At 60.7% G+C, this 26,618-nt stretch carries 26 protein-coding genes and 2 tRNA genes; 18 read left to right on the top strand and 10 right to left on the bottom strand.

The features are described from left to right. Positions 1 to 2: 2 nt before the first annotated feature. The gene (locus tag AC4HIX_RS00585) at positions 3 to 1,115 is read right to left on the bottom strand and encodes a Ppx/GppA phosphatase family protein (RefSeq protein WP_475052031.1); all 1,113 of its coding nucleotides are present in this window, start codon (positions 1,113 to 1,115) and stop codon (positions 3 to 5) included. Positions 1,116 to 1,399: 284 nt separating this feature from the next. On the opposite strand from AC4HIX_RS00585, the gene AC4HIX_RS00590 reads away from it, so the two are divergent. Genes AC4HIX_RS00590 through AC4HIX_RS00600 form a run of 3 tightly spaced genes read left to right on the top strand, consistent with a single transcriptional unit; the run spans position 1,400 to position 3,721 of the window. Next, positions 1,400 to 1,696 (top strand): virulence factor, encoded by a 297-nt coding sequence (locus AC4HIX_RS00590; RefSeq protein ID WP_019297813.1) that lies wholly within the window; start codon positions 1,400 to 1,402, stop codon positions 1,694 to 1,696. Positions 1,697 to 1,723: 27 nt separating this feature from the next. Then, positions 1,724 to 2,650, top strand: coding sequence for a methylenetetrahydrofolate reductase (locus AC4HIX_RS00595; RefSeq protein ID WP_490397454.1), 927 nt, complete (start codon positions 1,724 to 1,726; stop codon positions 2,648 to 2,650). Between the two features lie 9 nt (positions 2,651 to 2,659). Beyond that, positions 2,660 to 3,721: a methyltetrahydrofolate cobalamin methyltransferase gene (locus AC4HIX_RS00600; RefSeq protein ID WP_490397455.1), complete on the top strand. Its 1,062-nt coding sequence runs from the start codon at positions 2,660 to 2,662 to the stop codon at positions 3,719 to 3,721. A 205-nt stretch (positions 3,722 to 3,926) separates the two neighbouring features. On the opposite strand, the gene AC4HIX_RS00605 is transcribed toward AC4HIX_RS00600, so the two are convergent. Then, positions 3,927 to 4,016 (bottom strand) — tRNA-Ser (locus tag AC4HIX_RS00605). A 119-nt stretch (positions 4,017 to 4,135) separates the two neighbouring features. On the opposite strand from AC4HIX_RS00605, the gene AC4HIX_RS00610 reads away from it, so the two are divergent. From AC4HIX_RS00610 to AC4HIX_RS00640, 7 genes are all read left to right on the top strand, one after another. After that, a complete protein-coding gene (locus tag AC4HIX_RS00610; RefSeq protein ID WP_490397456.1) occupies positions 4,136 to 4,987 on the top strand; it encodes a DUF2059 domain-containing protein in 852 nt (283 codons plus the stop codon). Between the two features lie 201 nt (positions 4,988 to 5,188). Beyond that, positions 5,189 to 5,743, top strand: a complete 555-nt coding sequence (gene rplU / locus AC4HIX_RS00615) for a 50S ribosomal protein L21 (protein WP_475052022.1) — start codon at positions 5,189 to 5,191, stop codon at positions 5,741 to 5,743. An 11-nt stretch (positions 5,744 to 5,754) separates the two neighbouring features. Next, a complete protein-coding gene (gene rpmA, locus AC4HIX_RS00620; protein WP_222475790.1) occupies positions 5,755 to 6,024 on the top strand; it encodes a 50S ribosomal protein L27 in 270 nt (89 codons plus the stop codon). Positions 6,025 to 6,307: 283 nt separating this feature from the next. After that, positions 6,308 to 6,844, top strand: a complete 537-nt coding sequence (locus AC4HIX_RS00625) for a GNAT family N-acetyltransferase (RefSeq protein ID WP_490397457.1) — start codon at positions 6,308 to 6,310, stop codon at positions 6,842 to 6,844. 121 nt (positions 6,845 to 6,965) lie between these two features. Beyond that, positions 6,966 to 8,000: a GTPase ObgE gene (gene obgE, locus AC4HIX_RS00630; RefSeq protein ID WP_490397458.1), complete on the top strand. Its 1,035-nt coding sequence runs from the start codon at positions 6,966 to 6,968 to the stop codon at positions 7,998 to 8,000. Further along, entirely contained in the window at positions 7,988 to 9,094 is a 1,107-nt protein-coding gene (proB, locus tag AC4HIX_RS00635; protein ID WP_490397459.1) for a glutamate 5-kinase, read from the top strand. Before obgE ends, proB begins: the two co-directional genes overlap by 13 nt. A 75-nt stretch (positions 9,095 to 9,169) precedes the next feature. Then, on the top strand, positions 9,170 to 10,435 hold the full coding sequence (locus tag AC4HIX_RS00640) for a glutamate-5-semialdehyde dehydrogenase (protein WP_490397460.1): 1,266 nt from the start codon (positions 9,170 to 9,172) through the stop codon (positions 10,433 to 10,435). Between the two features lie 62 nt (positions 10,436 to 10,497). Here the strand turns inward: AC4HIX_RS00640 and AC4HIX_RS00645 are convergent, their stop codons facing one another. After that, complete coding sequence (locus AC4HIX_RS00645; RefSeq protein ID WP_490397461.1) at positions 10,498 to 11,094, bottom strand: histidine phosphotransferase family protein; 597 nt, start codon at positions 11,092 to 11,094, stop codon at positions 10,498 to 10,500. 34 nt (positions 11,095 to 11,128) lie between these two features. Here AC4HIX_RS00645 and AC4HIX_RS00650 point away from each other — a divergent pair, with 34 nt between their 5' ends. The 5 genes from AC4HIX_RS00650 (at position 11,129) to tsf (ending at position 14,925) form a co-directional block, all read left to right on the top strand. Then, complete coding sequence (locus AC4HIX_RS00650; protein WP_475052007.1) at positions 11,129 to 11,311, top strand: DUF3553 domain-containing protein; 183 nt, start codon at positions 11,129 to 11,131, stop codon at positions 11,309 to 11,311. Positions 11,312 to 11,416: 105 nt separating this feature from the next. Then, positions 11,417 to 12,178, top strand: a complete 762-nt coding sequence (olsB, locus tag AC4HIX_RS00655) for an L-ornithine N(alpha)-acyltransferase (RefSeq protein WP_490397462.1) — start codon at positions 11,417 to 11,419, stop codon at positions 12,176 to 12,178. Beyond that, the gene (olsA, locus tag AC4HIX_RS00660; RefSeq protein ID WP_490397463.1) at positions 12,175 to 13,005 is read left to right on the top strand and encodes a lyso-ornithine lipid O-acyltransferase; all 831 of its coding nucleotides are present in this window, start codon (positions 12,175 to 12,177) and stop codon (positions 13,003 to 13,005) included. The genes olsB and olsA overlap by 4 nt, the downstream gene beginning before the upstream one ends. A gap of 191 nt (positions 13,006 to 13,196) precedes the next feature. Next, complete coding sequence (gene rpsB, locus AC4HIX_RS00665; protein ID WP_475052000.1) at positions 13,197 to 13,970, top strand: 30S ribosomal protein S2; 774 nt, start codon at positions 13,197 to 13,199, stop codon at positions 13,968 to 13,970. 79 nt (positions 13,971 to 14,049) lie between these two features. Continuing rightward, positions 14,050 to 14,925: a translation elongation factor Ts gene (gene tsf / locus AC4HIX_RS00670; protein ID WP_490397464.1), complete on the top strand. Its 876-nt coding sequence runs from the start codon at positions 14,050 to 14,052 to the stop codon at positions 14,923 to 14,925. Positions 14,926 to 15,425: 500 nt separating this feature from the next. Here the strand turns inward: tsf and AC4HIX_RS00675 are convergent, their stop codons facing one another. Then, a complete protein-coding gene (locus AC4HIX_RS00675; RefSeq protein ID WP_490397465.1) occupies positions 15,426 to 16,181 on the bottom strand; it encodes an autoinducer binding domain-containing protein in 756 nt (251 codons plus the stop codon). Then, the gene (aroQ, locus tag AC4HIX_RS00680) at positions 16,178 to 16,627 is read right to left on the bottom strand and encodes a type II 3-dehydroquinate dehydratase (RefSeq protein ID WP_490397466.1); all 450 of its coding nucleotides are present in this window, start codon (positions 16,625 to 16,627) and stop codon (positions 16,178 to 16,180) included. Before aroQ ends, AC4HIX_RS00675 begins: the two co-directional genes overlap by 4 nt. 274 nt (positions 16,628 to 16,901) lie before the next feature. On the opposite strand from aroQ, the gene AC4HIX_RS00685 reads away from it, so the two are divergent. Both AC4HIX_RS00685 and AC4HIX_RS00690 read left to right on the top strand, forming a co-directional pair. Continuing rightward, entirely contained in the window at positions 16,902 to 18,113 is a 1,212-nt protein-coding gene (locus AC4HIX_RS00685) for a serine hydrolase domain-containing protein (protein WP_490397467.1), read from the top strand. Between the two features lie 68 nt (positions 18,114 to 18,181). Next, a complete protein-coding gene (locus AC4HIX_RS00690) occupies positions 18,182 to 19,045 on the top strand; it encodes an acyl-CoA thioesterase (RefSeq protein ID WP_490397468.1) in 864 nt (287 codons plus the stop codon). A 331-nt stretch (positions 19,046 to 19,376) separates the two neighbouring features. On the opposite strand, the gene AC4HIX_RS00695 is transcribed toward AC4HIX_RS00690, so the two are convergent. The 5 genes from AC4HIX_RS00695 to pdxH form a co-directional block, all read right to left on the bottom strand. Beyond that, on the bottom strand, positions 19,377 to 23,021 hold the full coding sequence (locus AC4HIX_RS00695; protein ID WP_490397469.1) for a vitamin B12-dependent ribonucleotide reductase: 3,645 nt from the start codon (positions 23,019 to 23,021) through the stop codon (positions 19,377 to 19,379). 724 nt (positions 23,022 to 23,745) lie between these two features. Beyond that, positions 23,746 to 23,822: transfer RNA gene (locus tag AC4HIX_RS00700), tRNA-Pro, on the bottom strand. A gap of 43 nt (positions 23,823 to 23,865) precedes the next feature. Continuing rightward, positions 23,866 to 24,342, bottom strand: coding sequence for a DUF192 domain-containing protein (locus AC4HIX_RS00705; protein ID WP_490397470.1), 477 nt, complete (start codon positions 24,340 to 24,342; stop codon positions 23,866 to 23,868). A gap of 4 nt (positions 24,343 to 24,346) precedes the next feature. Next, positions 24,347 to 24,886, bottom strand: a complete 540-nt coding sequence (locus tag AC4HIX_RS00710; RefSeq protein WP_475051980.1) for a cold-shock protein — start codon at positions 24,884 to 24,886, stop codon at positions 24,347 to 24,349. Between the two features lie 133 nt (positions 24,887 to 25,019). Then, positions 25,020 to 25,625, bottom strand: a complete 606-nt coding sequence (pdxH, locus tag AC4HIX_RS00715; RefSeq protein WP_475051979.1) for a pyridoxamine 5'-phosphate oxidase — start codon at positions 25,623 to 25,625, stop codon at positions 25,020 to 25,022. A gap of 134 nt (positions 25,626 to 25,759) precedes the next feature. Between pdxH and fabI the strand changes: the two genes are divergently transcribed. Then, positions 25,760 to 26,563, top strand: a complete 804-nt coding sequence (fabI, locus tag AC4HIX_RS00720) for an enoyl-ACP reductase FabI (RefSeq protein ID WP_421055384.1) — start codon at positions 25,760 to 25,762, stop codon at positions 26,561 to 26,563. Positions 26,564 to 26,618: the final 55 nt, after the last annotated feature.

A 26,618-nucleotide genomic window follows, 5' to 3' on the forward strand; every position in this document is an offset into this window, starting at 1 on the left:
GACTAGTAGGGGCCGTCCTCCAGAACGCCATCCGCACTCATCTGCGCATAGAGCAGGCCCTCGCGCAGGCCGCGGTCCGCAACCGACAGCCGGTCGGTCGGCCAGCAGCGCAGCAGCGCCTGCAGGATTGCGGATCCGGACATGATCAGCGCCTGCCGGTCCTCGCCAATGCGGGGGTCGCGTCGGCGGCCCTGAGGGCCGAGTTCTAGATAACCCCGGATCACCTTGTCAATCTGATCGCTGGTCATCCGCAATCCGTCGACCTTTGTGCGGTCATACCGCTTGAGCCCCAAATGCGACGCAGCAACGGTTGTGACTGTCCCAGATGTACCGACGATCTGGAAACCCTCGCGCGCTTGCTCATCCTTGTAGGGGGCAAAGTCGGCCAGGTTCTCCTCGAAGAACCAGCTCATCAGCGCAAAGCGGGCGGCGTCATCCTCCACATCGTTGAACTGATCGCGCAAAGTGGCGACGCCCAGCGGCACCGAAATCCAGTCAACAACCTTGGCTGCGGGGAAGGGACTCTCGGTCGAGTGGAACCCGTTGTGCAGCCGCATGATAGCAGAGGGCCGGTCGCGCCGCGGCACTGAGGAGATGTCGATCCACACCAGTTCGGTCGAGCCGCCGCCGATATCGACCACCAGCAGCTGCTCCGTCTTCGTGGAGACCAGCGGCGCACAGGAAATCACAGCGAGCCGTGCCTCTTCCTCCGGCTGGATGATTTCCAGCGTCAGCCCGGTCTCGCGCTTGACCTGGCGGATAAAGTCGCGGGCGTTCTTCGCCCGGCGGCAGGCCTCAGTCGCGACCAGCCGCATCCGCCGGACTCTGTTGCGCTTGAGTTTTTGCTGACAAATCCGGAGCGCCTGTATGGTGCGCGCCATGGAAGATCGCGACAGCCGTCCAGTCCGCTCCAGCCCGGCGCCCAATTGCACCGACTTGGAGAAGCTGTCCACCACATGGATACCGCTGCCCTTGGGCTGGGCGATCAGCATGCGGCAACTATTTGTTCCCAAATCCAAAGCGGCATAAAGCGCATCAGGATCGGGACGGGCCGGTGCAGGGGTTTCAACCGCCTTGGGAAACGCGCCCGCACCTTTCGAGCGCCTGGGCGCCATGATTCACGCCCTCCGATTATCGTGTTAAGAATGACAATAGGTGCGCAGCCGCGGCGGTGCAAGCTCTGGCCGCCAGAAGCAGAGCAATTTCCGGCGTCTAGCGGGTTCTTCATAATCCACATGAATATTTTGGCGAAAACCGCCTGTGGCATTCGAAAGTGCACAAAGCTAGGGTCGCGGCAGTAAAACGTCGCTCAATCCCATCGTGTTGTCGAAATTCGACCAACTTGCCGAGCGCCGCCGCTCTAGAACGTGGTCTATCCAGGCTAGGAGGAAATCAGGGCATGCCCGACGTTACGATCGTATACTGGCGCGATATCCCCGCGCAGGTCATCGTTGGCAAAGGCCGCCGCGGCGCCAAACGCCAGCTCGAAGAGCGGTTCGAGCAGGCCATTGACCGTGCGGCCATGAAGGTGAACGCCAAGGACGCGGACGCCTATCTCGCCGAGTGGCGCAAGGCAGCCCCGTTTTCAGCCGAAGGCGAGGCAGCCGAGGTTGCCGAAGCCGAGGCCAAACGCTTGGAGACTGAGTATGATCAGGACCGCCTGAAGGCCCTGATTGCAAATGACGGATGGGCATGACCCGCAGACCACTCTTGGGAGGCCGTGATGGCTTTGCTGAACTTTAAAAAACGTGACACGGGCGCCGCCCAGACCGTCAACCCGCAGGTCGAGGCCTTCCTGCAGGACTACTCGATCGAAGTCATGCCGCGCACGGCTGAAAAGGTCGCCGATTTCCGCGACCTGCTGCCGGCCGGCACCCGCGTCTACATCGCGCATATCGAAGGCACCCCGATCGAGGACATGGTCGCCACTGCGAAGCGTCTGAATGCCGAAGGTTACCCGGTGATGCCGCACTTCCCGGCGCGGATCATCAAGGATGAGGCCACTCTGGCCGACTGGATCGCCCGCTACCAGGGCGAGGCAGACGTCAAGCAGGCGCTGATGCTGGCAGGCGGCGTAGCCAAGCCGCACGGCGACTTCCACAGCTCCATGCAGCTGCTGGAGACAGGCCTGTTCGACAAGGCGGGCTTCACCAACCTGCACGTTGCCGGCCACCCGGAAGGCAACAAGGATATCGACCCGGACGGTTCTACCAAGAACGTCTCCGATGCGCTTCAGTGGAAACAGAAATTCTCCGAGCGCACCGATGCCAAGATGGCGCTGGCCACACAATTCGCTTTCGAGGCCAAGCCGATCATCGAATGGGCAAACGGTCTCAAGGCCGCAGGCGTCGATCTGCCGATCCACATCGGCATCGCCGGTCCGGCCAAGCTGCAGACGCTGATCAAATTCGCCATCGCTTGCGGCGTTGGCCCGTCGCTGAAGGTGCTGCAGAAACGCGCGATGGACGTGTCCAAGCTGCTGCTGCCCTACGAGCCGACCGATGTCGTTGCCGAACTGGCCGCTTACAAGGCGGAAAACCCGGACTTCAACATCACTAACGTCCACTTCTTCCCGCTGGGCGGCATCAAGACCAATGCCACCTGGGCCATCAACAACGGCGGCGCCTCGGCGAAGCCGGTCAACTCCTAAGGATCAACCATGACCCGTACAGTCGTAGAATCAAAAACAAAAACCGCGGTCCTGGGCTTTGATGAGCCGTTCTGCGTGATCGGTGAGCGCATCAACCCGACCGGCCGCAAGAAGCTGGCGGCCGAGCTGGAAGCCGGCGATTTCTCCACTGTCGAGAAGGACGCCGTGGCACAGGTTCTGGCCGGTGCAACTGTTCTCGATATCAATGCGGGCGTGGTCTACAACTCCAACCCGAACCCGAACGAGACCGAACCGCCGCTGATGAAGAAAATCGTCGAGCTGGTGCAGGGGCTGGTCGATGTGCCGCTGTGCATCGACTCTTCGGTTCCCGGCGCTCTGGAAGCCGGCCTGGAAGTTTGCGAAGGACGCCCGCTGCTGAACTCTGTCACCGGCGAAGAAGAGCGCCTGGAGCAGATCCTGCCGCTGGTCAAAAAGTACAACGTGCCGGTCGTGGCGATTTCCAACGACGACACCGGCATTTCGGAAGACCCCGATGTGCGTTTTGCCGTTGCCAAGAAGATCGTTGAGCGCGCAGCCGATTTCGGCATTCCGGCGCATGACATCGTGGTTGACCCGCTGGTGATGCCGGTTGGCGCTATGGCAACCGCTGGCCTGCAGGTGTTCGCACTGGTCCGCCGCCTGCGTGAAGAGCTGGGCGTGAACACCACCTGCGGTGCGTCCAACATCTCCTTCGGCCTGCCGAACCGCCACGGCATCAACAACGCCTTCCTGCCGATGGCAATGGGCGCGGGCATGACCTCTGCGATCATGAACCCGGTGGCGCTGCCGGTGACCCAGAAGGCGATTGCCGAGAAGAAAGCTGCGGTCGAAGCCGCGGGCATCATCCTGCCGGAAGGCATGGACGATGAGGCATTCGTCACCATGTTCGGCCTGGGCTCGACCAAGCCGCGCGCTGGCAAGGAGATGGAAGCGATCCGCGCTGCCAACTTCCTGACCAACAACGACCCGCATGGTGGTGAGTGGATCAAGTTCAACAAGCCGCCGGCAGCCGAAGGCGAAGAAGGCCGCGGCCGTGGCGGCCGCGCCGGCGGACGCCGCCGCCGCGCCTGATCGGCGCAAACTGAAATGCAAGGGGCCGGGCAGTAGTGTCCGGCCTTTTTCGTTTCAAATCAGGAGTTTGCGCGGGTTTCTTTCCGGGAATGACTTCGTACCGTTCAAGTAACTGGAAAGGATCCCAAACGGCTATCCCAATAGGCGGCTCGTCAGTCTGACGTAGGCCGTGCGGCATTTGTGGGAAGCGGTCTGTAAGGGAAAGTGGCGGAGAGACAGGGATTCGAACCCTGGGTGGGCTTGCACCCACAACGGTTTTCGAGACCGCCCCGTTCGACCACTCCGGCACCTCTCCGCGGGGGGTGAGGCGCGGTTTAATGTTGATTCCGGACCGGCGCAAGGGGCGAAATGCGCCTTTGACAAAAAAAGCCGGAAATCCGTTGCCAGCCAACGGTTTTTGCCTAGATTTGCCCTATGCAGATGATCGCTCCGACCCCCGCCGTGCTTATGCGTTTTCTTGCCGTGCTGTGTTTCGCCATTGCCGCCGTTCCGCTGCCGGCGCTGGCAGCCGACCGGGAGCGGGTTGAGGCGTTTCTGGAAGTGACCGGATTTGATGTGGCGCTCGACAGCATCGCACTGTCCGCCTCCAGCGCGCCGGAAATGCTGGGTGTCGACACAGGAGCCTTCGGCAGCCAGTGGACCAAATTGTCCGAGGACGTGTTTGACACCCGGGAAATGCGCGGACAGGCCGTGGAAATCTTGGAAAACACACTGGATGACGAGGCGCTGGATCACGCTGCGGCCTTTTACGCCAGCGATCTAGGCAAGCGGCTGGTGCGGGCGGAGAACGCCTCACATATGGTGGAGGATGACGAGGTAAAGCAGCTGGCCGGCAACCGGATCATCTCCGGTCTGGTCAAGGAGGGCAGCGAGCGCGTCGCCATGTACCAGCGGATGGGATCGGCCATTGATTCGGCCGGCACCGGCGTGCGGGCGCTTCAGCAGATCCAGTTCCGCTTTCTGATGGCGGCCGCTGCGGCCGGCGTGATTGAACTGGAGCTGGACGCCGATGGCTTGCGGGCGCTGATGAAGGAGCAGGAGAGCGACTTGCGCCTCAGCCTGCAGGCCTCCAGCCTAGCGGCCTCTGCCTATACCTATCAGGAATTCACCGACGCGGAGGTCGAGGCTTACGTCGAGGCGCTGGAGGAGGCGCCGATGCAGCGGGTTTACGAGCTGTTGAATGCGGTGCAGTATGAAATCACCGCCAACCGCTTTGAGGAACTGGCGCACCGCATGGCTGAGCTGACACCGGGGCAGGATATCTGACCCGGCAAGCCGCTGATACAACCTGTGGAAAACGGTTGACAGCCCCGGCATTCCGAACCATAAGCCCGCATCCCGGCCCGGAATCCGCGCGCCGGGATTCACTTGTAATCCGCCCTGCACAGGGGCGCGCTGTTCGAGGCGGCATCAGCCGGAACGCCCGTGAGGGGGCCGTAGGACGCGGTAAGAAAAGGAAAGACGCACATGTTTGCGGTCCTCAAGACTGGCGGCAAGCAGTACAAGGTTCAGGCGGGCGACGTGCTCCGCGTTGAAAAACTTGCTGCAGATGCTGGCGACACCATCCAGTTCGACGAAGTTCTGATGCTTGGCGGCGACGCACCCGTTGTGGGCGCTCCGCTGGTGGAAGGCGCTGCCGTGAAGGCAGAAGTGATCGACCAGATCAAAGGCGAAAAGCTGATCAACTTTGTGAAGCGCCGCCGGAAGCACTCCTCCAAGCGCACCAAAGGCCACCGTCAGAAACTGACCCTGGTCCGGATCACTGAGATCCTGGCATCGGGTGCAACCAAATCCGCTCCGAAAGCTGCTGCCAAAGCCGCTCCTGCTGCTGACGCTGCTGCATCGGACGACCTGACCCAGCTGACCGGCGTCGGCCCCGCAGCTGCCAAGAAACTGGCAGAAGCAGGCCTCACCAGCTTTGCCCAGATCGCAGCCTTGTCCGAAGACGACATTGCTGGTATCGAAGCAATCAAAGTGAAGCCCGAGTGGGTTGAGCAGGCCAAAGAGCTGGCCAAAGGCTAAGGAGAGAGAGAATGGCACATAAAAAAGCTGGCGGTTCCTCCCGTAACGGCCGCGACTCTGCCGGTCGCCGCCTTGGCGTGAAACTCTACGGTGGCCAGGCGGCCATCGCAGGCAACATCATCGTGCGTCAGCGCGGCACCAAGTTTTGGCCGGGCGAAGGCGTGGGCATTGGCAAGGATCACACTCTGTTCGCCACTGCTGACGGTGCTGTAAGCTTCCGCAAAGGCCTGAAAGGCCGCACCTTTGTATCGGTTCTCCCAGTGGCGGAGGCCGCTGAGTAAGCCGACCCGAAGGGTAAAGAAATCTTTAGGGGGATCGGCTACAAGGCCGGTCCCCCTTTCTGTTTTGAGTATGCGAGTGAATGATGATTTTCCCAGTACAGGCCAAGCCCCCAAGCGCAGCGCCGCGGCTCCCGGGTGTTCACGCCCGGCCTACGGGAAGTTTTGCGCAATTTGAACAGCGCGTGCCTTGCCGTCAGGGCAGGGCGTGCACATCTGAATTTGGCCGTCACAATAATCAGGGCTTTGTCCGCCCGGAAAAACACGGCAGAGGAGGAGCACATCCATGAATTTGGATCAAATCGTGTGCCAGCAGGTCATTGAAACTGAACGTTTCATTCTGCGGCCGTTGCGGAAATCTGATGCCGGGCTGATTGAGCACTATGTCAGCGACGAGCGTGTTGCCCGCATGACCCGCTCCATTCCGCACCCGCTGCCGCCCGGCGCGGCAGAGGCGTTCGTGGCGCGCGCCATGGCGGATGAACGCGACGAGGATGTCTGGGTGATTGACGGCACTGCCGATGGCGATGCCGAGTTGAAGGGTGTGATCGGCCTGAAACGGATGGACCGCAACCAGTCAGAGGTGTCTTACTGGACCGCACCGCCGTTTTGGAATACCGGGCTTGCCTCTGCGGCGCTCAAGGCACTGGTGGATGCAAACCCGCAAAATAACGCGGCGATGTTTGCCTGCGTGTTCCAGGACAACCCGGCCTCTGCGCGGGTGCTGATCCATTGCGGTTTTGACTATCTGGGCGACGCCGAGAGCTTTGCTGTCGCGCGCGGCACCACCGTTCCAACCTGGACCTATAGCCGAAAACTGTGATTGGCGCGGCGCGCGCTTTGCGGTAAGGCAAACGAAACGTTCCCGCCAAAGCCCCGCGCCTTGGCGGGACACTTGTACTGCGCGGGCAGGCCGCTAGATCCTGCCGCATTAAGGAGCTGTCATGAAATTCCTCGATCTGGCAAAGGTCTATATCCGTTCGGGCGCCGGCGGGAACGGCTGCGTCAGCTTCCGGCGTGAAAAGTACATCGAATTCGGCGGCCCCGACGGCGGCGACGGCGGCAAGGGCGGCTCGGTCTGGGCCGAGGTGACCGAGGGGCTGAATACCTTGATCGACTTCCGCTATCAGCAGCATTTCTTTGCCAAAAACGGCCAGTCCGGCATGGGCCGCCAGCGCACCGGCAAGGACGGTGACGATATCGTTCTCCGGGTTCCGGTCGGGACCGAAATCCTGGACGAGGATCAGGAAACCGTACTGGCCGACCTGACCGAACCCGGCCAGCGGGTGCTGCTGGCCAAGGGCGGCAACGGCGGCTTTGGCAACCTGCATTTCAAATCCGCCACCAACCAGGCACCGCGGCGCGCCAATCCTGGACAGGAGGGCGTCGACCGCACCATCTGGTTGCGGCTCAAGCTGATTGCCGACGCTGGTCTTCTGGGTTTGCCGAACGCGGGCAAGTCCACATTCCTGGCGGCAACCTCCAACGCGCGCCCCAAGATCGCCGACTACCCCTTTACCACCCTGCACCCGAACCTGGGTGTGGTGGGGATCGACAACACCGAATTTGTTGTGGCCGACATTCCCGGCCTGATCGAAGGCGCGCATGAGGGCCGCGGCATCGGCGACCGCTTCCTGGGCCACGTCGAACGCTGCGCCGTGCTGCTGCATCTGGTGGACGGCACTTCGGAGACCGTGGTCGAGGATTATGAGACCATAATCAGCGAGCTTGAAGCCTATGGCGGCGAGCTTGCCACCAAACCCCGCATCACCGCGCTGAACAAGGTCGATGCCTTGGATCCGGAGGAGCGCGACGAGAAGCGTGCCGCGTTGGAAACTGCGGTTGGCGGGCCGGTGATGATGATGTCTGGCGTCAGCCGCGAAGGGCTGAACGAGGTGCTGCGCGCTGTGCGTGCTGAAATCGACGATGACCGCGTCCGGATGAAACCCGCCGAGGAGGAAAAGCCTTGGCAGCCCTGACTTCGACAAAACGGATCGTCGTCAAGATCGGCTCGGCGCTGCTGGTCGATCGGGACACCGGCGAGCTGCGGGCCGGCTGGCTGCACTCGCTGGCTAATGACGTCGCCTGGCTGAAGTCACGCGGAACCGATGTGGTGCTGGTCTCATCGGGCTCCATCGCCCTGGGCCGCGGCGTGCTGGGGCTGCCCCGCGCAGATCTGCCGCTGGAAAAATCCCAAGCAGCTGCCGCTGTCGGCCAGATCCGCCTGGCCCGCGCCTATGAAGAGGCGCTGGCGCCGCACCGGATCACCACTGCGCAGGTGCTGGTGACGCTGGAGGACAGCGAAAACCGTCGCCGCTACCTGAACTCCCGCGCGACTCTCGAGACGCTTCTGGCGATGGGCGCCGTGCCGATCGTCAACGAGAATGACACTATCGCCACCGATGAAATCCGCTATGGCGACAACGACCGTCTGGCGGCGCAAGTCGCGGTGACGGTCGGCGCCGACTGCCTGATCCTGTTGTCCGATGTCGATGGCTTCTACAGCGCCAATCCCGCGCTCGACCCGGACGCTAAGCGCTTCGACCGGATTGAGGCGATCACGCCCGAGATTGAGGCGATGGCCGGCGATGGCGTCTCCGGCCTGTCCAAAGGCGGCATGATCACCAAACTGCTGGCCGCCAAGATGGCAACCGCCGCAGGCTGTGCCATGGCGATCACTGAAGGTTCTCCATTGAACCCTTTGAAAACGCTTGAGGAAGGTGCGCCCTGCACCTGGTTTGCAGGGCAGGGTGATCCGCAAGCCGCGCGCAAGCATTGGATCGCGGCGATGAAAACACGCGGCGTCCTGACGATCGACGAAGGCGCCGCACGTGCGCTGATGTCCGGCAAAAGCCTGCTGCCTGCAGGCGTCCGTCATGTGGAGGGTGACTTTGGCCGCGGCGATCCGCTGGCCATCCTTGGCCCAGACGGGCGCAAGCTGGGGCAGGGTCTGTCGCGCTATACCGCCGATGAAGCCCGCGCCATCCAGGGGCGCCGCTCGCATGATATCGAGGCCACGCTGGGTTATCCCGCCCGCGCAGCCCTGATCCACCGCGATGATATGGCGCTTTGATCAGACCACCTGATAGTTTATTCCAGCCGGCAAGCAATTAAATGCCAGACAGGGACCGGCAAGGGCGCGAGACAAATGAAAGACAATGAGAATATTCCCGCCGTGATGGCGGAGCTTGGCAAGCGTGCAAAGCAAGCAGCGCAGATCCTGGCCACAGCCAGCGCTGAGCGCAAAACCTCGGCATTGATCGCCGCCGCAGACGCGGTCTGGCGCCGGCGGGTGGAGATCATCGCCGCTAATGCCAAGGATCTTGAGTTCGGCCGCGGCAAGGGTCTGTCGGACGCGATGATGGATCGGCTGATGCTGGACGAAGCCCGCGTTCAGGGCATCGTCTCCGGCTTGCGCGCGGTGGCGGACCAGCGCGATCCGGTCGGCGAAGTGATGGAAGAGTGGGAACAACCCACTGGTCTGAAAATCCAGCGCGTCCGCACCCCGTTGGGCGTGATCGGCGTGATCTACGAAAGCCGCCCCAACGTCACCGCCGATGCCGGTGCTCTTTGCTTGAAATCGGGCAATGCGGTGATCCTGCGCGGCGGTTCGGAAAGCTTCCATTCCTCGCAAGCCATTCATGCATGCCTGGCCGAAGGCCTGACGTCCGCAGGTTTGCCCGAAGACGCAGTCCAGCTGGTACCGACCCGCGACCGTGCGGCGGTGCAGGAGCTGCTGACCATGACGCAGTATGTCGACGTTATTGTTCCCCGCGGCGGCAAAGGTCTGGTCGGGCTGGTCCAGCGCGAGGCGCGGGTGCCGGTCTTTGCCCATCTTGAAGGCATCGTGCATATCTACCTCGACAAAGCGGCCGATCCGCAAAAAGCGCTGGACGTGGTGCTGAACGCCAAGACCCGGCGCACCGGCATCTGCGGCGCAGCCGAGTGCCTGCTGATCCATCAGGATATTGCGGACACTCTCGGCAGGGCCGTGCTGGAGGCGCTGTCCGGCGCTGGCGTGGAGATCCGCGCCGAGGCAGGCCTGCCGGGCCCGGGCGGCATGGCTGCGGCCAGCGAAGAGGATTGGGGCAAGGAATACCTGGATTCGATCATCGCGGCGAAACAGGTCGCGGACATTGACGAAGCGATCCAGCACATTCGCACCTATCACTCGCAGCATACCGATTGCATCCTCACCGAGGACGAGGCCGCGGTTCAGAAATTCTTTGCCGAACTCGACAGCGCCATCCTGATGCACAATGCCTCGACTCAATTCGCCGATGGCGGCGAATTCGGGATGGGGGCTGAGATCGGCATTGCCACCGGCAAGATGCATGCCCGCGGGCCCGTGGGTGCCACCCAGCTCACCAGCTTCAAGTACCTGGTGCGCGGCAACGGCACCACTCGCGCCTGACCCTCAGAAATGCAAAACGCCGGGCAAATTGCCCGGCGTTTCTTTGTGAGTATCCGCGCAGTTCAGAACTGTAACGTGATCTTTTCCAGGTTCAGCTCCAGCCGCACGGTGCGGCCGGCCTCTTTGGCGGCTTCGGGCAGCAATGCGAACTGGACCAGTGCAGGGGTGATTTCAGCGTTAGAATTGCCGCCGCTGACCCGCGCCCACAGCTCATCATCGACGGTGACCTTGCGGCCTTCGCCCATAACCGTCCATTTGCCGTCAGCACAGAAGATCTTGACCGTGCCGCCATAGGGCAGCGCCGATTCCAGGCACAGCGCGGACAGCAGCGCCAGACGCGCCTCGCTGCGGGTGCAGCCTTCCAGCGGCGACCATTGATACTTGATGCGGCCGCCCTTGCTGATGTCCTCCAGAACCGAAACGATCTCGGCCCGCGCCATTTGCTGATCCCCCGCCGCGCCAAAGGCAATCCGGAAAAACCGGATGCGGGCATTTGCGTTGGCGACGCTGTCGGAGATCAGCTCCAATTCCGGGCCCGACATGCTGCCTGCCATGCCAAGCAGCTCCAGACCGTTGTTGATGGCGCCGACCGGGCTGATCAGATCATGGCAGATCCGGGACCCTACCAATGCCGCCAGATTGGCGTTATCTACACCCATAACTTCTACTTCCTCCGAACTGGGCCACCCGCAAATGAATGACCTCAACGCAATTTTAGCTCCCGGAATGTTCGTCCGGCACCCGGATCACCCCGAATGGGGCGTCGGTCAGGTTCAGTCGAACGCGGGCGGCAAGATCACCGTGAATTTTCCCGACCAAGGAAAGCTCGTGATTGACGGAGCGCGCATCTCCCTTATCCCCGTCTTTGAGCCATAACGGTTTATGAAGGGTTAACGAACCCCCTCGAATTAGCCTTAAATGCCGCGCACTCTTTGCCCCAAGGGCAGGCTGCGCTCAAGCCGAAACATGCAAGGAAGCCGTATGCAAGACCGCGCCCCGGAGTTTTCCGTGAAAATCGCCGGCACGGAGGAAGAGCTGCGCGCCGCGCAGGCTTTGCGGTATGAAGTGTTCGTCCGCGAACTGGGCGGCGGTGGTGCGTTGGTGGATCACGAGGCGGGACTAGAGCAGGACCGGTTCGACCCCTTCTTTGACCACATGCTGGTGACCGATACCTCCACGGACATGGTTGTCGGCGTCTACCGTTTGCTGCGGGACGATCAGGCGGCCAAGGCCGGGCAGTTCTATTCCGAGGATGAATACGATCTGAGTGTTTTGAAAGCCTCCGGCCGCAGGCTGCTGGAACTTGGGAGGTCCTGCCTGCATCCTGATTACCGCGGCGGGATGGCGATGTTCCACCTCTGGTCCGGGTTGGCGGAGTATGTCGAGGCGCACGGGATCGAGGTGCTGTTCGGTGTGGCGAGCTTTCACGGAACCGATCCGCAGCAGCTGGCCAATCCGCTGGCGATGCTGCACCACAACCACCTGGCGCCACCCGAGTTGCGCGTGCGGGCGAAATCCTTTCAGCCTATGAACTTGGTTCCCAAAGCTGACCTGGACCGCAAACGCGCGATGCTGGACACGCCCGCGCTGATCAAGGCCTACCTGAGGCTGGGCGGCTTTGTCGGCGAGGGCGCATTTATCGACCATGCGTTCAACACTACCGATGTCTGCCTGATCCTGGACACCGCGCGGATGAACGAACGGCAGCGCAAGATTTATGCTGGGGGGCGGGGAAGGGAATGAGCGTCAGCTGGCAAAGCGAGGAGGCTCCGGATCCGGTCCGCATCACCGCCTTGGGCTGGTGCCTGGTGCTGCTGCGCGGTGTGCCGCTGGCGCTGCTGGTGTTTGGCGGCCTCCTGCTGCTGCTGGCCGTGCGGCTGGCAGAACGGCCGCTATTCGGTCTCCAGCGGCCGGTCACGCCGTTCATCACCCAGTTTGTCTGCCGCAATGCGTTCCGCCTCATGGGGATCCGCTACAAAACCCGCGGCACCCTGATGCGCGAGCGCGGCCCGGTCGTCGCCAACCATTCCTCCTGGCTGGACATTTTTGCCTTGAACGCACGCAAGCGGATCTATTTCGTGTCCAAGGCCGAAGTCGCCAAATGGCCTGGCATCGGCTGGCTGGCGCGCGCGACCGGCACCGTGTTCATCGAGCGCAATCCCAAGAAAGCCAGGGAGCAGGCAGACCAGTTTGAGCTGCGCCTGCGCGCCGGGCACAAGCTGCTGTTTTTCCCGGAAGGCACGTCAACCGACGGGTTGCGTGTTCTGCGTTTCAAAACAACACTCTTTGCTGCATTCTTCACAGACCACCTGCGCGAAGGCCTGCACGTTCAGCCGGTTTCCGTGGTGTATCATGCGCCCAAAGGAGCGCCCGCCCGGTTTTATGGCTGGTGGGGGGATATGGACTTCGGCCCTCACCTTCTCAAAGTTCTGGCCGCCCCGCGCCAGGGAGCAGTAGAGCTGATCTATCATCCGCCGCTGAAAGTGGCGGACTTCCCCGACCGCAAGGCGCTGGCTGCCCAGGCTGAGGAATTGGTGCGCAGCGGCCATCAAGACGCCTTGAATGCCTGAAATCAGGGGGGCATGGTGCCGATTTTTTGCGGTACAACTCTTGTCAGCTGACAATAACTGCTCTATAGGCGCGCATACGAACCCGCAGGCGGGGTTTGGCCTGATCAGGGGAGACATCCCTGACGGACCCCCGGTTGGAGCATCTGCTCTGAACCCCCGCCGAGGATAGAAACCGGAAAGGAAAGAATAGCATGGCTCTTCCCGAGTTCACCATGCGTCAGCTGCTGGAAGCTGGCGTTCACTTCGGCCACCAGACTCAGCGCTGGAACCCGCGCATGTCGCCGTTCATCTACGGCTCGCGCAACGGCATCCACATCATGGACCTCACCCAGACTGTTCCGATGCTGGACCAGGCGCTGCAGGTTGTCCGTGACACCGTCGCCAAAGGCGGCCGCGTCCTGTTCGTCGGCACCAAGCGCCAGGCAGCCGGCCCGATCGCCGAAGCCGCTGAGAAATCCGCTCAGTACTACATGAACCACCGCTGGCTGGGCGGCACCCTGACCAACTGGAAAACCGTTTCCCAGTCGATCAACCGCCTGAAGGAAATCGACGAGAAGATGTCCTCCGGCGCCGAAGGCCTGACCAAGAAAGAGCGTCTGGGCATGGAACGCGACCAGGAGAAGCTGCAGGCCTCCCTGGGCGGCATCCGCGAAATGGGCGGCGTGCCGGACCTGCTGTTCGTCATCGACGTGAAAAAAGAAGCACTGGCAATCGCCGAAGCCAAGAAACTGGGGATCCCGGTTGTGGCTGTTGTCGACACCAACTGCTCCCCCGACGGCGTGGACTTCATCATCCCGGGCAACGACGACGCATCGCGCGCCATCTCGCTGTACTGCGATCTGGTGGCCCGTGCGGCTCTGGACGGCATGTCGGCTCAGCTGGGCGCAGCAGGCGTTGACCTGGGCGCGCTGGAAGAAGCACCGGCAGAAGAAGCCGTTGCTGAAGAAGCAGCCGCCGAAGCCTGATCCGTCCTGTCACGGAACTGACATGCGGGGCAGGGTATCACCTGCCCCAAATCCGTTTTTGAATTGAGGAGAGCCTAAGATGGCAATCACTGCAGCAATGGTGAAAGAACTGCGCGAATCCACCGGCGCAGGCATGATGGATGCGAAGAAAGCACTGGTCGAAAACGACGGCAACATGGAAGCCGCCGTTGACTGGCTGCGCACCAAAGGCCTGGCGAAAGCCGCCAAGAAATCCGGCCGTACCGCTGCTGAAGGCCTGGTGGCCGTGGTCGTCGAAGGCGGCAAAGGCGTTGCGGTTGAAGTGAACTCCGAAACCGACTTCGTTGCCAAGAACGGCGAATTCCAGGAAATGGTCGCAGGCATCGCCAAGGCCGCTCTGTCCGCAGACGACGTCGAAGCGCTGAAAGCAGCCGACCTGGGCGGCAAGTCCGTCGAAGCAACCCTGACCGACAAGATCGCCACCATCGGCGAGAACATGTCGCTGCGCCGCATGGAGAAGCTGGAAGGCGAAACCGTTGTGTCCTACGTGCACAACGCGGCCACCGCCGGCATGGGCAAGATCGGCGTTCTGGTTGCCATGAACGGCGGCGACGAAGCGATCGGCAAGCAGGTTGCAATGCACATTGCCGCCGTGAATCCGGCCGCTCTGTCCGAAGCCGACCTGGATGCGTCCGTTGTCGAGAAGGAAAAGCAGGTCCAGATGGACATCGCCCGCGAGTCCGGCAAGCCGGAGCAGGTGATCGAGAAGATGATCGAAGGCCGCATGAAGAAATTCGTGGCTGAATCGACCCTGCTGAACCAGCAGTTCGTGGTGAACCCGGACCTGACCGTGGAAGCCGCGGCCAAGGAAGCTGGCGCCACCATCACCGGCTTCGTCCGTGTGGAAGTCGGGGAAGGCATCGAAGTCGAAAAAGAAGACTTCGCAGCAGAAGTGGCCAAAGCCGCTCAGGGCTGATCAGCACTGCTGACACCTTTTATTGTTTTGACCGGCGGGTGGCTTCCATCCGCCGGTTTCTTTTTATCGCGTATAGCTCAGGCTGCGGAAGATCCAGGACTGGCGCCGGATTGCGGCCGGATTGCCAGGTTACGTCGAAAACAAGCTGTGCTGCAGGTGAGGGGCCCCACTGATGGGGATGGATGGAGCCCCTCTGATATCCGGGATAGACGCGGACCAATACGCGCCTATACCCGACCAGGTAGGAGAGCCTTGTAATCGCAAGGGTCGATACCCAAAGTTCCTTGGCCAAAGCCACCACTCACGGAACATGTGCAACATGCAGTGAATTACCCTTTAACGGTAGTACAGAATTCCTTACTTTTTGATGCTAATTGGCGTCTAGCGCTTTAGCGCATCAGGTATTTCTCCGGCCCGTGCTACAGGGTCAGAGCTATCCAGAAAAAGGCGAATAATTTCATAAAGCTGCTTCAGCCGCCACAAACAGCCCAGACGTGCAATTATGCGTCGACAACGTACATCTGATTGTGCAAGGCGGCCTTCAAAACGGCCTGTGCAGTCGTCTCAACCGACAAAGATGCGCGCGCAAGACGTAGATGTTTTTCAATCGTAGCGGGTGTTAATCCCATTAAAAGCGCAATATCTTGTGTGGTCTTACCGTCGCCCACCCATTGCAAGACTTCCCGTTGCCGTTTGGTCAGGCTGCGGTTTGGTGCGGCATAGGGCAGGGTAAGGATCTTCAGATGCGCGACGTTGTTCATCAGGACAATGTCCTCACCGCAGTCCGCCCATACCGCGTCAACCTCATCCTGGGTCATGCCGGGCTTAGCCGCAAGTGAGATTGCGCCCTTGTAGCGGTTCGAGGCCGAATGGAAGCTGATCGTGTACCCGGCTGTCATGTCGAGCCTCTGGTTAAACTCGTGCACCTTTCTGGCCTCCGGCGTCAACGTCCCGGTTGCTGCCATGTCCTGGACAATGCGCCAGCTGCCGGCGCCCTCATTGTCCAGCGCCCAGCGAAGCATAGGTGCCGACAAATACAGCCCCTTGTGCAGAAAGCCGTTCAGATACTCGTTTTGGTGATTGGACAAGATGACAAAGTCCTCGGGATCTCCCAGAGAGGTCTCCGTCTTGAACCGCGTGTGTCCGTAAATCAGCCGGTCAAAACCGAACGAGGCCATCTGCCTCACATGCTGGTGCCACAGCACCTCCAGGCTCTGAGCCCCGCAAACGAAGTTCAGGTAGTCCTTGAACGTCATGCCGGCCCAGCCGCGTTCAGATGTTCGGCCAAGGCATCGAGCGCCAAGAGATAACCTTTGGCACCGAAGCCGCAGATCTGACCCAACGCTGCCTTGGCGATATAGGACGTGTGCCGGAATGGCTCACGTGCGTGAATGTTTGAAAGGTGGACTTCAACTGCCGGAATTTCCACGGAAATCAGCGCGTCCATCAACGCAATGGACGTGTGCGTATAGGCCCCGGCATTCAAAACAATCCCTTGGTGCACGCCTTTGGCGGCATGAATGGCGTCGATCAGCGCGCCCTCATGGTTGGACTGCAGGCAGGCTACATCAAACCCAAGCGTCTTGCCGTGTGCCTGACAACCCTGTTCGACCATTGGCAAAGTGACGGACCCGTAAACGTCCGGCTGCCGGGTGCCGAGCAGGTTCAAATTCGGGCCGTTCAATACCAGAATACTCTTCATCAGATGAAATTCCTTGCTGTCCTTCTCCTTGAACTACTAAGACAATTTTCCGCGAAATGCGAATACACAAAAGGATGCGAATATGAAAAAACGCTGCGGGAATTAATTGTGCGCATCACGCTCCTGATTGCGCGGTTTGCTGGCAATGTGAAAAAGCATTTCACCTCTTGCCAACACATGACGCCTTGCGCGACTTTCACCCGGCCGGGCGGTCAAGGCTGCACGCCTTGTGTTTCCAACCGGTCGGACAATGGCTCAATACTGGAGAGCGGTGATGCAAACTGACCGGTTCGAACGGATCAAGTCCTGGCAGCAACGCTATGTGGATGAACGGAAATATCCTGGAAGCGCTCTTCTGATCAAGAGCGGCGGCCACGAGGTTTTCAGTCATTCAACCGGCCTGCGGAACGTTGAGGACGAGCTGCCGTTCACCCGCGACACCCTGGTGCGGCTCTATTCGATGACCAAACCGGTGACGTCGGTGGCGCTGATGATCCTGCTGGAACGGGGATTGTTCCATCTGGATGCGCCCATTAGTGATTTTCTGCCCGAATTCAGTGACATGCAGGCGTTGACACTAGGTGCTGGCAGCATCAGCCAGACGGAACGCTGCCCGGTGCCTACGCTGCATCAGCTGCTGACCCATACCAGCGGGCTCAGCTATTCCTTCAATCCCGGGCTTCTTCCAGAGGCAATGGAGCGCGCGGATCTTATGTTCAAGCCGGACCAAGGCAGCCTGGCCTCGATGGTGTCTCGCCTAGCGGAACTGCCGTTGGCGTTTCAGCCAGGGACCCGGTGGGAATACTCGGTGGCAACCGATGTGCTGGGGCGTATTGTCGAAGTGGTCTCCGGAAAAACCCTGGGCCAGTTCTTTTCAGAGGAGATATTTGAACCGCTCGGCATGTGCGAGACCGGCTTCCAGGTGCCAGCCGGGGCAGGGAACCGGTTCGCCTCTCTCTACACACCGCTGGCCGGTGACGCCATGACGCTGAACTCAGCGGAGACTGGAACCGAAAGCTTGCGGCTGACGGACAGCTGGGAAAAGTCGCCGTTTCAGACGGCAACGATGCACTCCGGCGGCGGCGGTCTGGTCGGAACGCTTGACGACTACATGAGATTTGCAGAAATGCTCCGGCTCCGGGGAAGATGCGGCGACGGCTTTATTGTCAGCCCGCAAGCCGCTGATTTCATGATGCAAAACCATTTGCCGGGTGAGATCGCATCAATGGGACCGCAAAGCTTTGCGGAGCAGCCGATGGAAGGCATGGGCTTTGGCCTTGGCGGTGCCGTAGTGCTAAATCCGGCCCGGGCCCGCTGCCCCGGTTCGGTTGGTGATTTCAGCTGGGGCGGCATAGCCTCGACGTTTTTCTGGATCGACCGGCAGCTGGATCTGTCGGTGGTGTTTCTGACCCAACTGGCGCCGTCCAGCTCTTACCCGTCGCGGCCGGAACTCAAAGCGTTGGTGCAAAGCGCAATCACGGCATGACTTCCAAGCGCCGCGTTTCCGGCTATGATGAGCAGCCTGAGATGACCCGACTATAGAAAGCGCTGCAAATGACAGATACCGCAAAGGTGCTGCTCGATCTGCTGGATCTGGAGCTATTGGACACCAACCTTTACCGCGGCTCAGGCTCCGGCGGTGAAACGCCGACGCGCATTTACGGCGGTCAGGTTATCGCACAGGCATTGGCCGCGGCTTATGCTTCTGTTTCCGGGCGCTTATGCCATTCTCTTCATGCATATTTCATCCGTCCGGGCGATCCGTCCAGGCCCGTCATTTACGAGGTTGATCCAGCCCGCGACGGCGGCAGCTTCACAACGCGCCGGGTTGTCGCCATGCAGAACGGCAAGCAGATCCTGAACCTGGCAGCATCGTTCCATGCCCAGGAAGACGGCTGGCAGCATCAGCATCCGATGCCGCCGGTTGCAGGGCCTGAAGGCCTGGAGCCGCGCCATGAAATCCTGCTGCGCAATGCCTTCCGGGTGGATCCGGCCAAGCGAGGCGAGTTCACACGACCGCGGCCGTTTGAGATCCGCGAGGTTGAGCCGCGCGATCCTCTGGCGCCCGAGGAAACCAGTGACGTCAATCATATGTGGATCAGAATGGAAGCAGCCAAGGGCGCCGGGCCGGAACTGCAGCATATCCTTATGGCCTATGCATCGGATTTCGGTTTGCTAGGTTCATCGATGAGGCCGCATGGGCTGACGTTCCACAAACCCGCCGCCATGACTGCCAGCCTGGATCATGCCATGTGGTTCCACGCGCCGGTGCATTTCGAGAACTGGCATCTGTACACAATGGATGCGCCATTCACCGGCAGTGGCCGAGGTTTTAACCGTGGTGCTATCTATACGGAGGACGGGCAACTGGTCGCCAGCGTCGCGCAAGAAGGTTTACTTCGGCCTTTAAGGTCCTGATTGCTAATCTAAAATATTCGGATGGCCGTGTGGGTGCAATGCCGTCTGAAGCAGCTATTATATAACATAATTCTGATTATAAGACTGCCCGATTACCCACCCAAGCAGCCCAAAATAACCAAAGAAAATGGCTTCCTCTGCGACAGAGGAAGCCAGTTATCACCGGTCAGGCTCCTTCATTGACTGCCCGAAAGTATTTTCTTACCTGGGCCATCCCGGTGTTCAGAACAGGCGCACCCATTCCGGATCTCGTGCAAAGCAGGTTCGTCCTGCTCCAGTTTACTTGTTTGCGGCGCCGTCGGGGGTATGCCGGCGCCGCAGGCAGAGGTCCTCAGCTGCAGCCGGAGGTGCCCCCGCAGGTGTTGCATTTCATGCAGGTGCCGTTGCGCACCAGCGTGTAGTTGCCGCATTCGCCGCAGGCTTCGCCCTCGTATCCTTGCATTTTTGCCTTGGTGCGGGCGTCCATTCCGCCAGTGTTTTGCGCCGGTGCCTCAGTGGTTTCCGGTACCAGCGACTGCAACGCTGCAACCGGATCGGTGCCGGTTCCCAGGATCCCCGCATCTGTCTGGCCGCCTTGCAGCACAACCAGCTCCTGCGGCAGACGCTTGCGCAGATAGCCGGTCGAGGAGATTTGCTTCAGCACTTCCAGCGACCGTGTTGCCGCGCTTTCGCTCAGCTCGGAGACGTTCGACACGCCTTCTTCCTCGCCGCGGCCCAGGTCGTCGAAAGTTGCGCCCTCGGGTTTCACATGCGCCAGGTCAGTGCGGTCCAGATAGCTGACTGCAAGTTCGCGGAACACGTAGTCGAGGATTGAGGTCGCATTCTTGATCGAGTCGTTGCCCTGAACCATGCCTGCGGGTTCGAACTTGGTGAAGGTGAAGGCGTCGACAAATTCCTCCAGCGGCACGCCGTACTGCAGGCCGACCGACACCGCGATGGCGAAATTGTTCATCATCGCCCGGAAGCCTGCGCCTTCCTTATGCATGTCGATGAAGATCTCACCGAGGTTGCCGTCCTCATATTCGCCGGTGCGCAGGTACACCTTGTGGCCGCCGACAACCGCCTTTTGGGTGTAACCCTTGCGCCGCTGCGGCATCTTGGTGCGGTGCGATTTCAGCACCTCCTTGATGACCACTTTCTCGACGATCTTCTCCGCCAGAACCGCGGCCTTTTCCTGGGTCGAGCCGCTCTCCAGCACCTCCGCCGCGTCGTCGTCATCCTCCACCAGCGCGGCCGCCAGCGGCTGGCTCAGCTTGGAGCCGTCGCGGTACAGCGCGTTGGCTTTCACACCCAGGCTCCAGCTCAGCTCATAGGCTTTCTGGCAGTCCTCGATGGTGGCCGAGTTCGGCATGTTGATGGTCTTGGAGATCGCACCGGAGATAAAGCTCTGGGCTGCCGCCATCATGTAGATATGGCTGTCAACACTCAGGAAACGCTTGCCTTTTTTGCCGCACGGGTTGGCGCAGTCAAAGATCGAATAATGCTCTTCCTTCAGGTGCGGCGCGCCCTCCAGGGTCATGGTGCCGCAGACGTGGTCGTTGGCTGCGTCGATGTCCGCCTTGGTGAAGCCCAGGTGGCGCAGCAGATCAAAGGTCGGATCGTTCAGCTTGGGCGCCGGAATGCCCAGCACGCCGGTGCAGAAATCCTCGCCCAGGGTCCACTGGTTGAACACGAACCGGATGTCAAAGGCCGATTCCAGCGCCGCGTCCACCTTGGCCAGCTCATTTGGACCAAAGCCGTGACCGGCCAGCGAGGTGTGGTTGATGCCCGGCGCATTGCCGATGGAGCCGTGGCCCACCGCATAGGACACGATCTCCTCGATCTGGGCAGAGCTGTAGCCCAGCCCCTCCAGCGCCGACGGCACCGAGCGGTTAATGATTTTGAAGTAGCCGCCGCCAGCCAGCTTCTTGAACTTCACCAGCGCAAAGTCCGGCTCGATCCCCGTGGTGTCGCAATCCATTACCAGCCCGATGGTGCCGGTGGGCGCAATCACCGTGGTCTGCGCGTTACGGTAGCCGTGCTTTTCGCCGAGCTCCAGCGCCTCATCCCAGGCGCTGGCCGCCAGATCGGTCAGCAGCGCATCCGGGCAGCTGGCGATGTCCAGCGGCACCGGTTTCACGGACAGCGATTCATAGCCGTCTGCGTTACCCTTTGCAGCATTTCGGTGGTTGCGGATCACTCGCAGCATGTGGTCTGCGTTTTTCGCATAGCCCGGGAAGGCCCCCAGCTCCGAGGCGATCTCGGCCGAAGTGGCATAGGCGACACCGGTCATCAGCGCGGTCAGCGCGCCGCACAGCGCCCTGCCCTCGTCCGAGTCATAGCCGTAGCCCATGTTCATCAAGAGACCGCCGATATTGGCATAGCCCAGGCCCAGGGTGCGGAAGTCATAGGAACGCTGTGCGATTTCCTTGGACGGGAACTGCGCCATCATCACCGAGATTTCCAGCGTCAGCGTCCACAGGCGGCAGGAATGCATGAAATCATCCGCCTGGAACAGCCCGTCCTTCAGGAAGCTCAGCAGGTTCAGCGACGCCAGGTTGCAGGCGGTGTCGTCCAGGAACATGTATTCCGAACAAGGGTTTGAGCCGCGGATCTCACCGTCTTCCGGGCAGGTGTGCCACTCGTTCACAGTGTCGTGGAACTGGATGCCCGGATCGGCGCAGGCCCAGGCCGCGTGGCCGACTTTTTCCCACAAGTCTCGGGCCTTGACCACTTTGGCAACGTTGCCGTCGGTGCGGTTGACCAGCTCCCAGTCCGCGTTCTTTTCGACTGCGTGCAGGAAGGCGTTGGTCACCCGGATCGAGTTGTTGGAGTTCTGCCCGGAGACAGAGCTGTAGGCCTCCGAGTCCCAATCGGTGTCATAGGTCGGAAACTCGATCGAGGTGTGGCCCTGCTTGGCGTAGTCCAGCACGCGCTTGATGTAGGTTTCCGGGATCGCCACCTTTTTGGCTTCGCGGATCGCCGACTTCAGCCCGCCGTTGACCGCCGGGTCATAGGCATCCGCTTCGGCCCCGTCCCAGCTGCGGATCGCTTCGAAAATGCCGTTTAGCATCTTCTCGTGCATCTTGGAGCCGGCAACGATCGACGCGACCTTCTGCTCTTCCAGAACCTTCCATTCAATGAACTGTTCGATATCCGGGTGATCCGCGTCGACGATCACCATTTTTGCTGCCCGACGGGTTGTGCCGCCTGATTTGATGGCGCCCGCCGCGCGGTCGCCGATTTTAAGGAACCCCATCAGGCCGGAGGATTTGCCGCCGCCGGACAGCGGCTCGCCCTCGGCGCGCAGATGGGAGAAATTGGTGCCGGTGCCGGAGCCATACTTGAACAGGCGCGCCTCGCGCACCCACAAGTCCATGATGCCGCCGTCCTTGACCAGGTCATCGGACACCGACTGGATAAAGCAGGCGTGCGGCTGCGGGTGCTCATAGGCGCTGTCCGATTTGGTCAGCTTGCCGGTCTTATAATCGACATAATGATGGCCCTGCGCCGGACCGTCGATGCCATAGGCCCAGTGCAGGCCGGTGTTGAACCACTGGGGCGAGTTCGGCGCCGAACGCTGGGTCGCCAGCATATAGCGCATCTCGTCGTAATAGGCGCGCGCGTCCTCCTCGGAGGAGAAATAACCGCCCTTCCAGCCCCAATAGGCCCAAGCGCCTGCCAGACGGTCAAACACCTGCTTGGAGGAGGTCTCGCCGCCGAGGACGGCGCCATCGTCGGGCACAGAGCGCCACAGGAACTCCGGCACGCCCTTTTCGCGGACCTTCTTCAGGCGGGACGGCACGCCGGCCTTGCGGAAATACTTCTGGGCGATGACGTCGCTGGCAACCTGGCTCCAGGACGCGGGAATTTCGATATTGTCGAGACGGAAAACGATGGTCCCGTCCGGGTTGCGGATTTCCGAAGTGGCCGAGACAAAGGCCAGATCGGCGTAGGCATCCTGTCCGGGTTTGGTGAATTTCCGTTCGATCTTCATGCTTTGCCCCTTCTCAAGCACTCATCGTTCATGTGTCGCGGTGCCCCCGCACCAATCTGCCCCGGCTGCAGAACACACGAACATTCCTGTGCACGCCGCATTTGGCGTACCCGAGGCCCTCGCCGGCCGTTCTTCCCAGGACTGTGTGCTGTTTTCAGCGTTGTTGCTGCGGCTCCAAAACCCACCAGATCTAGTGCCACCGCAACCGGTGAACACAATTTGGCGTATTCTGACACAAGGGGTCAACGTTAAATTTACGTCTTAGAAAGGATCTTTGCTGTTGACGCTTTCTACGCTTTGCAGGGTCCGCCAGTACGATTTGATTCATCCACAGGCGGTCACTGTTTCAACTCATTCAGTACACTAGGCAGTGACCTCGAATTTCTATTGTCAGGCGAGTGACTTGCCTCCTTGGCTGCTGATGACGCCGGCACCGGAAGAACGCCCGCCACAGGATTCTTCGGCCAGTACAGGAGACTGCAGCCGCCTAAGTGAGTTAACGGTGACCTTACCGTGACTTAATGGCCTTCCCCTTACGGCACCCGACCCGCAATTAACAATCTGATGCGCCTTCGCGCCAATTGATTAAGGAAGCCTCAACAAGGGATTAAGGAAGTATTAACGCCCTAGGTTGCGCTATCGCCTAACGACTCTCCATGTGCGCGAAACGATTCCCTGCAGGCCGCGCTGCCGCGAAAGATTCGCTGAGGTTTATGATGTGGAGTGGTCGGGGCGGCGAGATTCGAACTCACGACCCCCTGTACCCAAAACAGGTGCGCTACCAGACTGCGCCACGCCCCGGACCGTGCGCCTTCCTATCTCCGGCGGATTGATTTGAAAACCCCTAACAGGGCCAAAGTGCGCCGCTACCGGAAAAAATTTCGTGCCGCATCTGGCTGCCGGCTGAGATGCCATAACTGCGGGCGAGCCCGCCGTTAATTTCAAGGACCGCAAACACCTGGTCGCCGCCGGGGATCGGTGTCAGATCGCCGGGCACTGCGTTTTCGTGAACAGACGTCACCTGTCCCCGTTCATCCAGAAAGATGATGTCCAGGGGGATCAGCGTGTTCTTCATCCAGAAAGCGGCCGGTTGCGGCTGTTCATAAACAAACAGCATCCCTGTCCCGCGCGGCAGATCTTCCCGGAACATCAGCCCCTTTGCCCGTTCGGCCTCGCTGTCGGCGATCTCGACGTCAAAGGCTGCCTGTCCCCAGGCGCCGCGTAAATCGACCCGCCCCGGCGCGCAGTCCGCTGCCAGCGCCGGGGCAGCAACAAGAGTCAGGGCGGCGCACAAGCTCAGCTGAACCAGGCGCCGTCTCATGGTGTCAGTCCGACGCGCCGGGCTGAAGCGCGGCTTCCCACGCCAGAACCTCCACCGCCATGCGGCCGCGCTTGCCGTCGATCACCCGCATCGCCAGCGCTTCGCCCGGCTGCAGATCGGCAAGCCCGGACTGGCGCAGAACCTCGACATGCAGGAAAACATCCTCGCCGCGGCCAAAGACATTGGCAAAGCCGAAGCCCTTGCCCTTGTCGAACCATTTGACCCGCGCCGGCTCCAGCGGTTCGCTTTGAAGACTGTCCATGTCCAGTTCAGCGAAATCGCTCAGCACCGGAGTGTCGTCGCGTTCCGGCGGCATGATAGAAAGAACCTCAACCGCCTGAACACCGCGGCCGGTCTGATGCGTTACAATTTCGATCCTTGCCCCGTCCGCGACAGAGCTTTGGCCGAAATTGCGCAGCACATTAACGTGGAGAAGAATGTCCGGACCGCCCTCGTCAGATACGACAAACCCGTAACCTTTGGCCGGGTCGAACCACTTCACCAGCCCCTGAATCTGATGCAAGCTGCTGAGATCTTCTGCCACTTACTTTTCCCACCACGTTTTATTATTTTTGATGAAGCTCTGATGCGCGATTCTGACCTTGGATTTCAAGCTAAAAAGTCTTGAAATTGTCATGAAACTGCTATTGACCCTAGGTAAACGTTAACTATTTCCATCACGGGTTTAGCCGCAGAATTTCCCATTCTGCGGTGCCCTCTTTGCGACGCCAGCGAAACCGGTCATGCAGCCGGAATGCGCCATCAGCCCAAAATTCGATCTCCACAGGCGCCAGCCTGTAGCCGCCCCAGAATGGCGGCCTCTCCGGGTTCGGCCCCTTCAAAGCCGTCACCTTGGCTACCTCAGCCATCAGCGTGCCGCGGCTGTCCAGGGGCTGCGATTGTTTCGAAGCCCAGGCGCCAAGGCGGCTTTTGAGCGAACGGGACCTGTAGTATTCGTCAGCCTGCGGCCCGTCCTCGCGGCTGATTGTTCCGCGCACCCGGATCTGGCGGCGCAGAGATTTCCAGTGCATCACAAAGGCGGCCTTGCCTGCTTGATCCAACTCCTGCGCCTTTGCACTTTCGTAGTTCGTGTAAAACACAAAGGCACCGTCTTCGATTTCCTTGAGCAGCACCATCCGGGAATTGGGCAGTCCGCTTTCGTCCACCGTGGCCAGTGCAATGGCGTTGGGATCATTGGGTTCTGACTGCTCCGCCTCCGCCAGCCAGGCGCGGGCGATTGCAAACGGATCGTCGCCTGCAAAAATTCCGGAACGGTCGGACATTGTGCACCTCATCGTGGGGTTTCGCTGCAACCTATGCAGCTTCCTGCCCGGCGGCAAGGGCGTGCACCCTTGAAGCGGCCCGCGCGGCATACTAAACACCGTCTAATTCAAGAGATCACAGGCGGAGAACCTGCATGTCTAGTCAACTGATGGCCGGTAAGCGCGGCCTCATCATGGGCCTGGCCAACGACAAATCCATTGCTTGGGGGATTGCCAAGGCTTGCGCCGATGCCGGCGCCGAGCTTGCCTTTTCCTATCAGGGTGAAGCACTGAAAAAGCGGGTCGGACCGCTGGCCGAGCAGCTGGGCAGCGATATCGTCCTGCCCTGCGATGTTTCGGACGAAGCCTCGATCGACGGCCTGTTCGCCGAGCTGGAAGCCAAGTGGGGCAAGCTGGACTTTGTGGTTCACGCCATCGGTTTTTCCGACAAGAACGAGCTGCGCGGCCGCTATGTCGACACCAGCCGCAGCAATTTCCAGATGACCATGGACATCTCGGTCTTTTCCTTCACTGCGGTTGCAAAACGCGCCGAGAAGCTGATGACCGAAGGCGGCTCGCTGCTGACCCTCACCTACTACGGTGCCGAACAGGTGATGCCTCATTACAATGTCATGGGTGTGGCCAAGGCCGCGCTCGAGGCTTCGGTCAAATACCTGGCCGAGGATCTGGGCAAGGACGGCATCCGCGTCAACGCGATCTCGGCTGGCCCGATTAAGACCCTGGCCGCCTCCGGCATTGGCGACTTCCGCTACATCATGAAGTGGAACGAGTACAACTCGCCGCTGCGACGCAATGTGACCATCGGCGACGTCGGCAATTCCGCACTTTACCTGCTGTCCGATCTCAGCTCCGGCGTGACCGGCGAGAACCTGCATGTGGATGCAGGCTATCATGTAGTGGGCATGAAGGCGGTGGATGCACCGGATATTTCGAAGTAAAATCTGATACCGGGCCCGGGCTGCAGCCCCGGATCCGGCAAGCTGACGCGATTTC

This window comes from Leisingera sp., from assembly GCF_982940295.1.

Excerpts from the sequence above, each read along its gene's own strand:
- AC4HIX_RS00585 (WP_475052031.1), bottom strand. The coding sequence starts at position 1,115 with ATGGCGCCCAGGCGCTCGAAAGGTGCGGGCGCGTTTCCCAAGGCGGTT.
- AC4HIX_RS00590 (WP_019297813.1), top strand. The coding sequence starts at position 1,400 with ATGCCCGACGTTACGATCGTATACTGGCGCGATATCCCCGCGCAGGTC.
- AC4HIX_RS00595 (WP_490397454.1), top strand. The coding sequence starts at position 1,724 with ATGGCTTTGCTGAACTTTAAAAAACGTGACACGGGCGCCGCCCAGACC.
- AC4HIX_RS00600 (WP_490397455.1), top strand. The coding sequence starts at position 2,660 with ATGACCCGTACAGTCGTAGAATCAAAAACAAAAACCGCGGTCCTGGGC.
- AC4HIX_RS00610 (WP_490397456.1), top strand. The coding sequence starts at position 4,136 with ATGCAGATGATCGCTCCGACCCCCGCCGTGCTTATGCGTTTTCTTGCC.
- rplU (WP_475052022.1), top strand. The coding sequence starts at position 5,189 with ATGTTTGCGGTCCTCAAGACTGGCGGCAAGCAGTACAAGGTTCAGGCG.
- rpmA (WP_222475790.1), top strand. The coding sequence starts at position 5,755 with ATGGCACATAAAAAAGCTGGCGGTTCCTCCCGTAACGGCCGCGACTCT.
- AC4HIX_RS00625 (WP_490397457.1), top strand. The coding sequence starts at position 6,308 with ATGAATTTGGATCAAATCGTGTGCCAGCAGGTCATTGAAACTGAACGT.
- obgE (WP_490397458.1), top strand. The coding sequence starts at position 6,966 with ATGAAATTCCTCGATCTGGCAAAGGTCTATATCCGTTCGGGCGCCGGC.
- AC4HIX_RS00640 (WP_490397460.1), top strand. The coding sequence starts at position 9,170 with ATGAAAGACAATGAGAATATTCCCGCCGTGATGGCGGAGCTTGGCAAG.
- AC4HIX_RS00645 (WP_490397461.1), bottom strand. The coding sequence starts at position 11,094 with ATGGGTGTAGATAACGCCAATCTGGCGGCATTGGTAGGGTCCCGGATC.
- AC4HIX_RS00650 (WP_475052007.1), top strand. The coding sequence starts at position 11,129 with ATGAATGACCTCAACGCAATTTTAGCTCCCGGAATGTTCGTCCGGCAC.
- olsB (WP_490397462.1), top strand. The coding sequence starts at position 11,417 with ATGCAAGACCGCGCCCCGGAGTTTTCCGTGAAAATCGCCGGCACGGAG.
- olsA (WP_490397463.1), top strand. The coding sequence starts at position 12,175 with ATGAGCGTCAGCTGGCAAAGCGAGGAGGCTCCGGATCCGGTCCGCATC.
- rpsB (WP_475052000.1), top strand. The coding sequence starts at position 13,197 with ATGGCTCTTCCCGAGTTCACCATGCGTCAGCTGCTGGAAGCTGGCGTT.
- tsf (WP_490397464.1), top strand. The coding sequence starts at position 14,050 with ATGGCAATCACTGCAGCAATGGTGAAAGAACTGCGCGAATCCACCGGC.
- AC4HIX_RS00675 (WP_490397465.1), bottom strand. The coding sequence starts at position 16,181 with ATGACGTTCAAGGACTACCTGAACTTCGTTTGCGGGGCTCAGAGCCTG.
- aroQ (WP_490397466.1), bottom strand. The coding sequence starts at position 16,627 with ATGAAGAGTATTCTGGTATTGAACGGCCCGAATTTGAACCTGCTCGGC.
- AC4HIX_RS00685 (WP_490397467.1), top strand. The coding sequence starts at position 16,902 with ATGCAAACTGACCGGTTCGAACGGATCAAGTCCTGGCAGCAACGCTAT.
- AC4HIX_RS00690 (WP_490397468.1), top strand. The coding sequence starts at position 18,182 with ATGACAGATACCGCAAAGGTGCTGCTCGATCTGCTGGATCTGGAGCTA.
- AC4HIX_RS00695 (WP_490397469.1), bottom strand. The coding sequence starts at position 23,021 with ATGAAGATCGAACGGAAATTCACCAAACCCGGACAGGATGCCTACGCC.
- AC4HIX_RS00705 (WP_490397470.1), bottom strand. The coding sequence starts at position 24,342 with ATGAGACGGCGCCTGGTTCAGCTGAGCTTGTGCGCCGCCCTGACTCTT.
- pdxH (WP_475051979.1), bottom strand. The coding sequence starts at position 25,625 with ATGTCCGACCGTTCCGGAATTTTTGCAGGCGACGATCCGTTTGCAATC.
- fabI (WP_421055384.1), top strand. The coding sequence starts at position 25,760 with ATGTCTAGTCAACTGATGGCCGGTAAGCGCGGCCTCATCATGGGCCTG.